The 12350-nt window shown below is 38.5% G+C and carries 14 protein-coding genes and 1 pseudogene; 9 read left to right on the top strand and 6 right to left on the bottom strand.

From position 1 onward, the window contains the following. Positions 1-3: 3 nt before the first annotated feature. The 3 genes from NSU19_RS06815 to NSU19_RS06805 all read right to left on the bottom strand — a co-directional run bounded on the left by NSU19_RS06815 (position 4) and on the right by NSU19_RS06805 (position 2819). Entirely contained in the window at positions 4-756 is a 753-nt protein-coding gene (locus tag NSU19_RS06815; RefSeq protein WP_063389445.1) for an IclR family transcriptional regulator, read from the bottom strand. A gap of 933 nt (positions 757-1689) precedes the next feature. Continuing rightward, on the bottom strand, positions 1690-2388 hold the full coding sequence (locus NSU19_RS06810) for a helix-turn-helix transcriptional regulator (protein ID WP_311067105.1): 699 nt from the start codon (positions 2386-2388) through the stop codon (positions 1690-1692). A gap of 269 nt (positions 2389-2657) precedes the next feature. Next, the gene (locus NSU19_RS06805) at positions 2658-2819 is read right to left on the bottom strand and encodes a hypothetical protein (RefSeq protein WP_161939838.1); all 162 of its coding nucleotides are present in this window, start codon (positions 2817-2819) and stop codon (positions 2658-2660) included. A 652-nt stretch (positions 2820-3471) separates the two neighbouring features. On the opposite strand from NSU19_RS06805, the gene NSU19_RS06800 reads away from it, so the two are divergent. The 5 genes and pseudogenes from NSU19_RS06800 (at position 3472) to NSU19_RS06780 (ending at position 5219) form a co-directional block, all read left to right on the top strand. After that, on the top strand, positions 3472-3933 hold the full coding sequence (locus NSU19_RS06800) for an ATP-binding cassette domain-containing protein (RefSeq protein ID WP_339199977.1): 462 nt from the start codon (positions 3472-3474) through the stop codon (positions 3931-3933). After that, positions 3923-4165, top strand: coding sequence for a hypothetical protein (locus NSU19_RS06795; protein WP_311067102.1), 243 nt, complete (start codon positions 3923-3925; stop codon positions 4163-4165). Before NSU19_RS06800 ends, NSU19_RS06795 begins: the two co-directional genes overlap by 11 nt. Then, positions 4137-4289, top strand: a pseudogene (locus tag NSU19_RS06790) (transposase); the annotation flags it as partial. The gene NSU19_RS06795 and the pseudogene NSU19_RS06790, both read left to right, overlap by 29 nt. Positions 4290-4334: 45 nt before the next feature. Further along, positions 4335-4826 (top strand): hypothetical protein, encoded by a 492-nt coding sequence (locus tag NSU19_RS06785; RefSeq protein ID WP_066246766.1) that lies wholly within the window; start codon positions 4335-4337, stop codon positions 4824-4826. Positions 4827-5057: 231 nt separating this feature from the next. After that, positions 5058-5219, top strand: a complete 162-nt coding sequence (locus tag NSU19_RS06780) for a hypothetical protein (protein ID WP_339199421.1) — start codon at positions 5058-5060, stop codon at positions 5217-5219. Positions 5220-5413: 194 nt separating this feature from the next. On the opposite strand, the gene NSU19_RS06775 is transcribed toward NSU19_RS06780, so the two are convergent. Continuing rightward, complete coding sequence (locus tag NSU19_RS06775) at positions 5414-6787, bottom strand: IS1380-like element ISGsp2 family transposase (protein WP_327847978.1); 1374 nt, start codon at positions 6785-6787, stop codon at positions 5414-5416. Between the two features lie 139 nt (positions 6788-6926). Between NSU19_RS06775 and NSU19_RS06770 the strand changes: the two genes are divergently transcribed. Then, positions 6927-8102: a transposase gene (locus NSU19_RS06770; protein ID WP_339199417.1), complete on the top strand. Its 1176-nt coding sequence runs from the start codon at positions 6927-6929 to the stop codon at positions 8100-8102. A 47-nt stretch (positions 8103-8149) separates the two neighbouring features. Here the strand turns inward: NSU19_RS06770 and NSU19_RS06765 are convergent, their stop codons facing one another. After that, entirely contained in the window at positions 8150-8326 is a 177-nt protein-coding gene (locus NSU19_RS06765) for a hypothetical protein (RefSeq protein WP_186439253.1), read from the bottom strand. A 43-nt stretch (positions 8327-8369) separates the two neighbouring features. On the opposite strand from NSU19_RS06765, the gene NSU19_RS06760 reads away from it, so the two are divergent. From NSU19_RS06760 to NSU19_RS06750, 3 genes are all read left to right on the top strand, one after another. Further along, positions 8370-9516 (top strand): IS3 family transposase gene (locus NSU19_RS06760; protein ID WP_339199415.1). Its coding sequence is split into 2 segments (ribosomal slippage): positions 8370-8639 and positions 8641-9516, totalling 1146 coding nucleotides; the frame shifts between segments, so codons are not numbered across the junction. 164 nt (positions 9517-9680) lie between these two features. After that, positions 9681-10019, top strand: coding sequence for an ATP-binding cassette domain-containing protein (locus NSU19_RS06755; RefSeq protein WP_339199412.1), 339 nt, complete (start codon positions 9681-9683; stop codon positions 10017-10019). Further along, on the top strand, positions 10009-10335 hold the full coding sequence (locus NSU19_RS06750; RefSeq protein WP_339199409.1) for a hypothetical protein: 327 nt from the start codon (positions 10009-10011) through the stop codon (positions 10333-10335). Before NSU19_RS06755 ends, NSU19_RS06750 begins: the two co-directional genes overlap by 11 nt. Before the next feature lie 346 nt (positions 10336-10681). Here NSU19_RS06750 and NSU19_RS06745 read toward each other — a convergent pair whose 3' ends face one another. Further along, positions 10682-12271, bottom strand: a complete 1590-nt coding sequence (locus NSU19_RS06745; protein ID WP_339199407.1) for a class I adenylate-forming enzyme family protein — start codon at positions 12269-12271, stop codon at positions 10682-10684. Between the last annotated feature and the right edge of the window lie 79 nt (positions 12272-12350).

The raw sequence follows: 12350 nt of genomic DNA, 5'->3' as shown, positions 1-12350 counted from the left end.
TGGTCATCTGTTTGGTACCCAGCCTAGTTCTTCGGAAATTTCATTTGCGGCTCTGATTGTGGTAGATATTAAACCGGCTAACTCATCTTTCGTAAAACGCGTTTCCGGTCCGGCAACACTTAAAGAGGCGATCACTTTATTTTCCCAAGAGAAAATAGGAGCTGCCACACTGGCGGTTCCTTCTGTTGTTTCCCCGAAAGAAATACAATATCCATGCTTTCGAATTAACATTAAATGTCGGTGAAGATGATCCACGTCTTTTATCCTTCCATTTTTTACAAGATCTTTAATCACTTGGCTTCTTGTTTTCTCTTCCAAGTATGCTAAAATCACTTTTTTCGAAGCACCTACGCATAATGGAAGACGCATTCCAATCGGTTCGACAATTCTAAGCCAATGCGGCGAATCAACACAATCAATAAACACGCCTTCACATCCTTCCGGTACGGTCAAGTACACACTTTCCTTTGTTTTTTGGGCCAGCTTTTCCATAATTGGTACTGCAGCATTACGAACCGATAGATTGTCTCGTATGGAAAGACCTAATTGAAGCAATGTAAGGCCTAGACGGAATTTTCTCGTTTGTTTGTTTTTATACACAAATCCATACTCTTCTAAACAAGTCAGCAATCGGTGCACCGTTTGAACGGGAATACCGAGCTTTTTACTGATTTCCGTAGTACTCCACTCTTCTTTATTTTCGTTCGGCTGAATAGTTTGCAATAATAAAATCGTTTTCCGAATCACCTCTGACATCTAAACCCCTCCTATGTAAAAAAATTTACATAATGAGAATGGAATGTTTGCTTTTATATTAACGAAATAAAAAATGATACAACGTTGTTTTGTCAGATCGGCCAACATACTTTTTATATTTTTTCCCATATAATGAGATTTTTTACCGGAAGAGGTTGAGGGAGGAATTTAATAAACGAGCAAGTTGAGTTAATTTTTCTCTTCTCCATTTTCTGTGGTTCTCTAGAGGCGAACTGGGGATGTATATCGGATCATGTAACAATTTGCGAATTTATTATCCAAGCAATATACGACAAAATAATCCGTCATTTGGATGCACTTGTTGAAAAAGCGCAAATTGCAGCTAGTTCTGAAGGTCTCATAAAATGGGGGTGTCTAATAAGTCGTTTTTACGGCTTATTGACGCCCCTTTAATGTTTTAGAAACGTTGATATATCGATGTTTATGATTTTTGTTTTTAATGGGATTTGATTTTCTGGACAGCCCCATGTCTCATGTCTCTCTCGTGTCGTAATGAAAATACCAGCCAAAACGAATAGTACACCAGCCAGGATGCCCTTAATAGTTCTTCTTTAGTTGAATGGTTTTAGTGTACTCGATTACACTTTCGTGAAAAGTTCGTATTGACAACAAATTCCGCTTAGGATAAGGTCAATCCGTTTCGAAATTCACTTACATATTTAAATTGTCGGTTTTGTATAATATTGTCTTTCAGTTACAAAATGCCTAAATAAATCCAAACCTTCATTATAAAATAAATGCTTTGATAAAAATTGAAACGTTTATCCTTTCTTTGCTTTAAAAAAATCCCCTCCCATGTAGACGGTTAGGAGCATAAAATCATTACATTTAACTGTCTACCTGTTAAGGGAAAATACGAGACCTGCTCAATTTTTAAAAATGGTAACATACTTACCATTTTGGAATATAAAATTAAGCAAACTTATCATAACGTTTTTCAGATGCGGCAGCCCCTTCGGAAATCGATGTAGATGACATCCCCTTTTTTCGTTTGCCATACCTTTTAGTTATGTCTCTTTTCATTCTGGCAATAGTCATAATTTCAAATTTGTCGCCGTCATCCAATTGACGGAGGATTTCGATTAGTTCCTGCTCTTCTGGTGAAAGTTCGTTTTTGTCATTTTGTTGATCGATCATTTCGTTTTCACTAACTTTTATAGATGGATCGGCAAAAAGAGCAGCTGAAGCTTTAAATAGATTCATTAGTGCTTCAGGATCTAAGCTGACCGAACTGTTTTCGCCTATCAAACATTTTATGGTCAAATCCTGAAATCTTTTAAACAATGGAGATTTTTTAATTTTATCGTCTTCAACTGAAGCACGGTCAGTCATTTCTTGTAAACAAGAATCTGACGTAAATTTATCATTAGTTTCAGAAATCGGAACACTAGTCAAATAAGCCTCGCCGTATAGCAAGTAATCATTACTCACTCCTAAAACTCTGCTTATTAATGATAGATTCTCAGCAGAAACTGAAACTGCTCCTCTTTCAATTTTGCTTAGTGCGCTATTCGTAATACCAGTAGCTTTTGCCATTTCCTCAAGTGTCAAACCTTTTTCTTTACGAATTCGTCTTACCCGACTGCCCAATTCCTTTTTGAAATCGCTCATTTTCTGTCAACCTCTCTATAATCTTCCTAAAAGAAACATTTTTAGTCCTAAAGGAAAATTTTGTTGATTTTCGTCTTATAGGAATATATAATGTAATCAAAAGTGGTAACCGATTACCTTGTCAAACAAAAATAAAGTGTAAATAGATGTAAAAGTTCGACAATCTGCGTAAGTTTCCTAGTCCATTGGTCCAAAAGAACCGTCATAGGTCATTTCATGAAGGTTACCGATGGACTATATATCCGTTTGAATAATCAGCGCGCTCTATATTAATCATCACAACCGCTTTTGCAGCCTTGAAACTGAACTAGCAGTTGAATCATTGCAGCAACAATATCATGCAATCCAATGATTGGAATGAGCAAGCTGTTGTTCCGGTGCAGATGCTTTGGATGAAACAGGTACAGCGTGCTGACTGAAAAATGCAGCATATCAAATGTTCTTTATGCCCGGAAAGCCTTCTGATTATTGATCTTAACAATGAAAGAAATAGACGAGCTCAATCAAAGGCTGCTATACCCATTCGAAGTCATCAAGCAGAGTTTTGCTATCTAAAATAATTCTTTGAGTTGTTGTATAAATACATTCAAATTCATACATAAACTGTTGAATCATATGTCCTTTAAAAATTGCCAATTTGAGGTATCGAGAAAACAACTTGTTCCCAACTACATCAATCAGTTGAAGATATACAAATGGAAATGCTTCACTGTTTTTTAATACCATCTGCATTAAATTCTCCGAAATATAGATAGTCTCTAAATAGAGCTAGTACTGGCATGAATTGAGGAACTTGGTTCTTTTATTTGTCCACAGTTTGGTTTTACAACATGATGAGCAGGCTTAATCTCCTGAACAATCTGGTCGATATGAAGCTTTAAGGATGATAAAAGCTCCTGCTGCGTTTCTCCGTCCTCGTTATACATGAAAATCTTTCGGAGATAGCACCAGGACATAGTTAATCAGCAATAGATTTTTGAATCAACATCTCATAACGAATTCTGGTCCTCAAATATAGTTATGACTCCCTTTCATTCTACCAAAATTCGGCATAGGGAAACAGAATGATCATAGAAAGGAGGGATTGAAAAGGTAGATGCAGGGAAAGTATTTATCGACGGCTTAGATCTTTCGAAAAACGATGATATTCTTAAGGCATATAGAGAGAAGCTCGGATTTCTTTTTCAAAACTTTGCATTAGTAGAAAATAAGACTGTTGAAGAAAACATTCTGATGATCGACAAGAAATATAGAAACAATACCACTGTTTCAGCAGTATTAGAGAAAGTTGGATTGAATGGTTACGAAAAAAGAAAAATATATACTTTGTCCGGTGGAGAACAGCAAAGAGTAGCCATTGCGCGTCTGTTTATGAAAAAATGCAGTATTATATTGGCAGATGAACCGACAGGAAGCTTGGATAAATATAACGCCAATCTAGTGATGGAACATGTAAAAGAACTTAATAGATTAGGAAAGACCATTATATTGGTTACACATGATGAGGAATTAAAAAAGATGGGAGATGTTATCATTGAATTATAAAAAAGTTTTTTTAAAAATAATGATTGGAATTGTTGGCATATTTGCTTTATATTTTGGCATCCACACTTATGCCAATGGCCAATTGGTGAAAACATATGCGAAAGGATTCGAACAAAACCCATTAGGTGATTATGCGAAAAACGAATCAGATATGGTTCTTACAGTATATGAAGCTCCCCTTTTCCAGACATATACCAATTTATCAGTGCTGGCTCGAGGAAGCGATCATTAACATGTATCAAAGTGGCATGAGTACGCGTGAAATTAGCAAGTTTATTGAACGAATTCTAGGAAATGCCTACTCCCCAACAACGATTAGTCATATCACGGATGTGGTAAAGGAAGACATTGTAAAAAGGTGAAACAAAAATAAGAATAGTGATAGGATATGATGGTAAGATATGGACAGCATTTCCAGTAAAATAACTTTTGAATACAATTTTGTAGTTGATAATGGAATTATTTCAAATAAAGATAAACGTGATGTTCCTACCATATTAGCGGTAGAAGCTACACTTACAATAAAAATCAATAATGAGTTATACTTTGAAACAGAACTTGCTATTTTAGAATTCTATAAAGCATTATACGAATGGAAAAACAGAGTCACAGATGAACATATTCCAGAATTCCATTATTATACGATTGAATATGACGATTATGAAGATGGTGCTATTCTGTCTTTAATTCCATTTTCAAATAAAGCAAGAGTGAAATCTATTTGGGCAGAGCAAGATTTGTACAATGTTTTTGATTTAGACTATATCGTAAGGGAATTTATTCAATTAGAGCAAAATCTAAAACGAGATATAGAAAATTACTTTGGAATCGAATTGAAAAAATTCATAAAACATATCCCTTTGATGAAAGGTCCTTATTCGGATGATTATTAGCAAATAAAAGAGAGACTTGAATTAAACAAGTCTCTCTTTCTCTTTTCAAGAAAATATTAATATTAATAACTCAGCTTTCGCAGTCCAAAATCTTGTTTAAATGCTTGATGTAAATGGTCTTGGGAAGTACAAAATTATCATTTGACATTTTTTAAAACATAAAGAAAGACACCTATTCTTTTGGTAAAATATTGGTGACGAAACCAAATCCAAAAGAAAGGTGTCACCACTATGATAACGAATAAAGACTACTTTGCGCAATTACCAAAAGAAATTAAACAAGGATTTTCCGAATTAAATATTGGATATCATTTAAGAAAAGCGAATATTACGAAACTTTCCGGGTATTCTTGTCTTACTGTTTTCAAACTGATTTTTCTCCTGAATCCGTGATGAATTGAAATCGACTTTGATTTTGTTGTAATTTTGATGGATTGATAATCCATAAAACCCCTTTTATGCTTATGACCTATGTCATCTCTATTTCCGAAAATGGAACAAATCTCTTTTTTAGGTATACGAACCAAAAAAATAGACAAAAAAGCACAGGGAGTGACGTTGGACATCAGTGCCCGAACATTCGTTCGTTATCTTGCCTCTCTCCATTTCTGATAGACGTTCAGTAGGGGCTCGCTATAGCCACTCCTTCGCGTCAGTTTCATCCAGATCTGTCGTGATCGACGGACGAGTCGCCCTGCCATCGTGATCACCGTCTGAATAATCGTCTTGATGCGGCGGCGTTTCACTTTGTGGTGCAACGGATGTCTCGGATCGCTTAATAGATCTTGTCCAATCAGACGAAGAAGATTGTAAACGAAGGCTCCCATGACCAACACGAGCGCATTCGTTTTCATCTTCCCAGATGGAAGCCGCTCTAAATCTAAGTCGCTCTTCAGTTCGCTATGAAACTGTTCGCATGTCGCATGGTCATGATACAACGCGAGCACATCGCTCATTCGAACATGCTCGTATCCTTTGAGCCGCACCCAATAGCTTTCCACTTCATAATCAGGAACGAGCATCAGCTGTCCATTGCGTTCCATCGTCCGTTCCGTCACTTGGGTGACTTGAACGTACGTATACGTGTTTCCATCGATCGCTGCCTTCTGTGGAAGGCATAGCTCATAGGTTTGTACTCCTTCGCTTTGTCCATCATCGACACGTTTGCCCTTTTGCGAAGCGATCTGGAACCAAAGCGCTGTCGATTCTCGGCGTAAGTTTCGCTTGATGACAAAGTCCACGTCTTCCTTTAGGCATACGTGCACATTCGCTTCTGCATCGTTTCCTGCATCCATGCGAACAAGCAGACGAGATGAAGTCAGTTGACGAGCTCGACGGATAGCGGTGACTAAAAACGAGGGCATGTTGTCTTGCACATGTTGTTTCCCTGGACGCAACTCGGCATGAACGAGATACCCTTCCTTCCCTGCATACGCAAACAACGGTGTAAAACCGTCAAATCCTTTATACGTTCGACTGACTCCTTCTTTTTTCGTATCGGAGTTGTCAAATGGGGAACCATCTATATCAAGGGGAAGCCATGTCGTCTTTCCTTTGGTCCAACAAGGGGACAAAGTGGCATGTCGTTGAATCAACAGACGTATGGACTCCTCCCAAAGAATCGTTTCGGTCATCGGAAGACAAGCGAGCTGATCGAGTCGTTGTCGCAAGGTTGGAGAGGAAGGCACGTGCTGAATCCCCATCGATGCCGAAAAGATATCGTCCTGACGATACGCTTCGATATGATCGAAATCCGTTTTTCCTGTGGCAAGCAAGCCAATCATCGAGCGAATGACATCGCTATGGGAAATGTGCACTTCTCGACGAACCGTTGGAAGCCGAAGTGCGTTTACCCGTTTATCCAGTTTCGTTCGATGGAGTAAGTAGCCAACGAGAGCAAGCCCAGCACTTGGGGTAATCGCTTCATCTGTCAATACAAACCGAATCGGGAAATCTTTCATCACATCACCTACTTGATGAAGAATCGTCAACGTCGTTTTCCCTTATCGTATCAACGGTTTGCGACCATTGTAAAGATGTTTTGTCACGGATTCAGGTTTTCTTTTAGTCTTCCAATATAAGAACTGGTTTCGTGCTTTTATGAGTAAACGATCTCAGGATCTGCCCGGAAAGGATACAGTCTATCGCTTTTTAAATACACCAACCTATCATTGGAGAAAGTTTCTGCTTTCATTAAGCAGTGAAATGATCCGTCTGCTTCAACCATTAACTTCAAAAGATCGTGTCACAGCTTTTGTGATTGATGATTCTGTCTTTTCAAGAAACCGTAGTAAGTCGGTTGAACTGTTGGCTAAGGTTTTTGATCACTCTACCCATCAGTACTTGAAAGGGTTTCAAATGCTTACCCTTGGCTGGACCGATAGTTTTACTTTTATTCCCGTTGATTTTGCTCTTCTAAGTTCACCGAAAAAGGAAAATCGCCTGCAAGAAATCAATACCAATATTGATAAACGAACATCTGGCTATAAGCGTCGCCAGGAAGCTCTGAAATCAAAACCGGACGTGGCTTCAGCTTTACTTGATCATGCGCTTGAAAAAGGGATTATAGCTGACTATGTTCTCATGGATTCCTGGTTTACACAAGCGCCTTTAATTGAGAAGATTACGAACAAAGGGTTATTTGTCATTGGCTTGGTGAAGCAATTAAAGCAGCGATACGTTTACAATGGTGAACGTTTCACACTGAATCAACTTTACAAATTGGCAAAACCTCACATGGGTAAAAAAGACATTCGCGGATCCGTTTATGCTACTTTAGACAATGGAATTCCAGTAAAAATTCTATTTGTACGAAACCGTAATAAACGGAGCGAATGGCTTGCCATTCTCAGCACAGATACAACATTAGAAAATGAAGAGATCATTCGTATTTACGGCATGCGTTGGGACATTGAAGTCTTCTTCAAATGCAATAAATCCCTTTTAAATTTAGAGAAAGAATTCCAGGGACGTTCCTACGACATGTTAATTAGCCATACAACCATTGTTTTTACACGATATATTCTCATTGCTTGGCAAATGCGAAAAGAGGAGGATCCTAAGACGATTGGCAACCTTTTTTACATCCTTTGCGAAGATGTAAAAGACATAGATTTTATTACTGCCCTTCAATCACTTATTGACCTTTTCCAAACTTTGGCGGAAGCCGAGGTTTCTTTGAACATGGACATCTTTAAAAATCAAATGAATAAATGGTTGGCCACTATACCTAATTATATCAAGCAATGCTTAAATATTTCTGTGTGCGAAAGTTGAGTTAATAATTAATGAATTTTTCGGTTTGGTTTTTTAACTTTCTTCTGTCATATGTTTTCCTCTCCTTCTACCGAAAAATGTTTCAATGCAAACCGTTTAATATACCGCCCGTCTTTTTCTTTGTAACCAAAGAAGTCATCCACTTCCCTCGCCCAAACTTTATCTGTTGAAGAAAACATTCTATGATCGACAAGAAATATAGAAACAATATATAATGCTCCCATAAGGTGAGACACATGAGCGTGATAAATAAGTTATAATGATACCATGAAAAAAAGAAACCGATATACCGCAGAATTTAAAGCTAAGGTGGTTCTTGAGGTGTTGCGTGAAGAGCAAACCGTCAATGAAATAGCCGCCAAATATGAATTAAGCCCAGTCATGGTCAGTCGTTGGAAAGCAGAATTTCTAGAACGATCCTCGATGGTCTTTGAAAAAGGCTCAAGCGAAGTGGATAAAATCCGTAAAGAATATGAGGCCAAACAAGAAAATTTAGAGAAATTGGTAGGTCAGTTAACGGTTGAAGTTGACTGGCTGAAAAAAAAATCTGGGCTCAAATAAGTCTGTTGACGAACGAAAGGCTATGGTCGAATTCAATCACCCATCGATCAGCATCAAGCGTCAGGCACAGTTATTAGGTATTCATCGTACTAGCGTGTATCGCCAATCAAAGGGGCAAACAGAAAGCTCAGAAAACATCATGCTCATGCACGAAATGGATATGCTTTATACAGCTCATCCCTACTTTGGCTACAGGCGCATGACTGCGAAACTTCGTGAGAAAGGATTTGATGTGAATCGTAAACGCGTACGCCGTCTCATGCGCCTTATGGGTATACAAGCTATTTACCCAAAACCCAACCTTAGTAAGAGGCTACATGCCAAGTACTGCCGGCCTTACCTGCTCCGTGGATGGGAGATCACCCGTCCGAACCATGTATGGGGAGTGGATATCACCTACCTTCGTATGGGACGGGGCTTTATGTACCTGTTTACCATCATCGACTGGTTCAGCCGCAAAGTGATCGATTACGAGTTATCTAGTACGCTGGAGAAAGGATTTGTCATCGACTGTCTGAAGCGGGCATTGCGTCATGGTAAGCCGGCCATCATCAATAGTGACCAGGGCAGCCATTTTACAAACGCTGACTATCTCGGGCTGTTGAAAGAGTATGGCATCCAGGTATCAATGGATGGCAAAGGACGAGCAACAGACAATAGTCGTACGGAACGATTCTTTAGAGCTTTAAAGTATGAATGTATCTATCTCAATGAATTCGATAATCCTAAAGAGTTGCGAAAAGGCATTCGACGCTATGTTACGTTCTATAATACAGACCGACCTCACCAATCCTTGGACTATTTGACGCCAGCAACAGTGTACAAGCAACCTAAGATGGTTCAAGCATCCTAACCATCGAACGTGATGAGAGGCTTTATATGGAGAGACGGGCATGATAGGCTGTTTTAGCCATGCGATGTTATCTGTCCATCGCTCCAGCGCAAAAAATCGTGCCCGTAGAGGCTCCATGTCAAGCCTTTATCGCACACGCACCACATTCATAGCGAAAGGAGAGAATGGATAACTTAAATATTATCAATTTGTGTCTTGACAAAGGGGTGCATTACAATACCACTGTCTCAGCAGTATTAGAAAAAGTTGGATTGAATGGTTACGAAAAAAGAAAAATATATACTTTGTCCGGTGGAGAACAGCAAAGAGTAGCCATTGCGCGTCTGTTTATGAAAAAATGCAGTATTATATTGGCAGATGAACCGACAGGAAGCTTGGATAAATATAACGCCAGTCTAGTGATGGAACATGTAAAAGAACTTAATAGATTAGGAAAGACCATTATATTGGTTACACACGATGAGGAATTAAAAAAGATGGGAGATGTTATCATTGAATTATAAAAAAGTTTTTTTAAAAATAATGATTGGAATTGTTGGCATATTTGCTTTATATTTCGGCATTCACACTTATGCCAATGGCCAATTGGTGAAAACATATGCGAAAGGATTCGAACAAAACCCATTAGGTGATTATGCGAAAAACGAATCAGATATGGTTCTTACAGTATATGAAGCTCCCCTTTTCCAGACATATACCAATTTATCAGTAAGTAATAGCAAAGAAAAAGTGGATTTAATTGTTTGGGTTCCTCTTTTTTATAGTAAAGAATTATCATATGGTCTTATTGTAATAGATGATGAAAATATCGCAACTTAATCAAATTGAAGTAAATGACAGATGATGAAAAATATAAACATATTCTTCAAAAAAAGCAAAATGCTATTACGAAATAAAATCCGCGGCAAAAAAAGAATGGGGTTTAAACTTTTAAAATGAAAAAGAGAACTAGCTCACAAAACATGAACTAGCACCTATTAAAAGTAGCCCTTATGCGTTTTTGTTCAGAAAATAAGATCTGCTGGTGCAAACATTGGGGCAGCTTTTTAAAAAAGGTTTCTCAGACTTTTTTATTGATCTTTTGTGAGTTCTGCTCACGTTTGACCGAACCATGTCGTTTAAAACAGGCAGACAGCCTTTGTTCGTTGTCTGCCTTGATACATGCTTAATTTTCAGATAAGGATGCTGCTTCTGCTCTGACAAGCCCTTTTGAAATTTTTCCGGACGGAGTGGTCGGCAGTTCATCTTTAATCACTAAATATTCTGGAAACTTATACTTTGCAAATCCTTTTTCCTGCAAATATTCTTTAATTTCCTCCAGATCAATCGTTTCATTTTCTCGCAAAGAGACGAAAGCGCAGCCCCGTTCGCCTAGACGAGGATCCGGAACACTGACGATTGCCACTTGTTTGATTTTCGGATGCATTTGCAATGCTTCTTCAATTTCTGAAGCATGATATTTTAATCCGCCGCGGTTAATCGTATCTTTCGTCCGTCCGACGAAATGAAGGTATCCTTTTTCATCAAGCCAGCCTTGATCCCCTGTTAAAAAATAGCCGTCTTCCGTAAACGACTGGGCGGTTACTTGCGGATTTTTATAATATTCAATAAATAAGCTTTCTCCTTTAAAAGCGATTTCTCCTATTTCGCCCGTCGGAAGCGGTTTGTGCCGCTCATCTACAATGATGACTTCCCCGACCGGTGCCGGTCTGCCAACTGTTTCCCATGTTAACGAAGCTTCATCGCCCGGACGAGTAAAGGTTCCTGCACAAATTTCACTCATGCCCCACTGAGCAGCAACATCGCAGTTTAATGTAGCCCTAAGATCTTGAACCATTTTCGCCGGTATTTTTGTTCCCCCAGTTAAAATAAGCCGAGGATTTAAACCGCTTACATTTTGCTGTTCGCACTGTCTTAATAAGTCAATTAAATGTGCGGGTGCAGCAGTCAAAAAAGATACTTGTTCTTTTTTCAATAAGTCGATAATTTCATTTGATTTATATTCTCGATAAAGTAAATGCTTCGCTCCATATCGAAGGCTAATGATAATCATCGGCAGTGAAAACATGTGGCATAATGGAGTTAAACATAAAATGGTATCATTGTCCGTTATTTGATACTCCTTGCCATTTAGCAGATGGCACGGAACAAATGTCCGGAATGTATGAAGAACTCCTTTAGGATTGGACTCTGTACCTGATGTAAATAATATGATGCACGGATCATCAAAAGCCGGTAAGTTTTCATGTATGTCTTGATCAGAAACGGAATCAGGTTCTGATTCAAGCAAAGCTGTGATACTTATGCTGCGGTCATTCTTCTTTTCCCCTGCCACCAAAACATGCTGTAAATGAGGAAGCTGAGCCTTCAATTCATGAGCAAGTTGTTCATGATTGAATCCCTTCCAATTGTCAATTGTTACAAACGCTTTCGCTTCACAATGTGAAAGCATATATTGCAGCTCTTTTTTCCGGTAGTTTGGACTGAGCGGATTAAACACTAACCCAATTCTCGATGCAGCAAGATGTACGACAACAAATTCCCAGCAATTGGGCAGCTGTGCAGAGATGGCATCGCCTTTCTTCAAACCTAGCTGTATAAAATGCCTCGCCAATCTTAATGACAATTGATTCAAATCTTCAAAAGTATAGAAATTGTCCCCTTCTGCAAAAGCAACACGGTCTTTAAATTTTTTTGCCGATTCCTCAATCAATTCATGAATCAGCACATTTTCAGTCATCCGGTTTGCTGCCATTCAAATCCCTCCCATCAAAAGTAGACGGAAAACCGCCTTCTTACATAAATGGCGGTTTTCCGATTGAGTTTGTCAAAAA

It is taken from the genome of Aeribacillus sp. FSL k6-2211, assembly GCF_037966125.1.
Taxonomy (GTDB): Bacteria; Bacillota; Bacilli; order Bacillales; family Aeribacillaceae; genus Aeribacillus; species Aeribacillus composti.
The sequence above is the reverse complement of the archived record's forward strand: the minus strand, read 5'-3'. Positions and strand labels throughout refer to the sequence as shown.

Excerpts from the sequence above, each read along its gene's own strand:
- NSU19_RS06815 (WP_063389445.1), bottom strand. The coding sequence starts at position 756 with ATGTCAGAGGTGATTCGGAAAACGATTTTATTATTGCAAACTATTCAG.
- NSU19_RS06810 (WP_311067105.1), bottom strand. The coding sequence starts at position 2,388 with ATGAGCGATTTCAAAAAGGAATTGGGCAGTCGGGTAAGACGAATTCGT.
- NSU19_RS06805 (WP_161939838.1), bottom strand. The coding sequence starts at position 2,819 with ATGCTGCATTTTTCAGTCAGCACGCTGTACCTGTTTCATCCAAAGCAT.
- NSU19_RS06785 (WP_066246766.1), top strand. The coding sequence starts at position 4,335 with ATGGACAGCATTTCCAGTAAAATAACTTTTGAATACAATTTTGTAGTT.
- NSU19_RS06780 (WP_339199421.1), top strand. The coding sequence starts at position 5,058 with ATGATAACGAATAAAGACTACTTTGCGCAATTACCAAAAGAAATTAAA.
- NSU19_RS06775 (WP_327847978.1), bottom strand. The coding sequence starts at position 6,787 with ATGAAAGATTTCCCGATTCGGTTTGTATTGACAGATGAAGCGATTACC.
- NSU19_RS06770 (WP_339199417.1), top strand. The coding sequence starts at position 6,927 with ATGAGTAAACGATCTCAGGATCTGCCCGGAAAGGATACAGTCTATCGC.
- NSU19_RS06765 (WP_186439253.1), bottom strand. The coding sequence starts at position 8,326 with ATGGGAGCATTATATATTGTTTCTATATTTCTTGTCGATCATAGAATG.
- NSU19_RS06755 (WP_339199412.1), top strand. The coding sequence starts at position 9,681 with ATGGATAACTTAAATATTATCAATTTGTGTCTTGACAAAGGGGTGCAT.
- NSU19_RS06745 (WP_339199407.1), bottom strand. The coding sequence starts at position 12,271 with ATGGCAGCAAACCGGATGACTGAAAATGTGCTGATTCATGAATTGATT.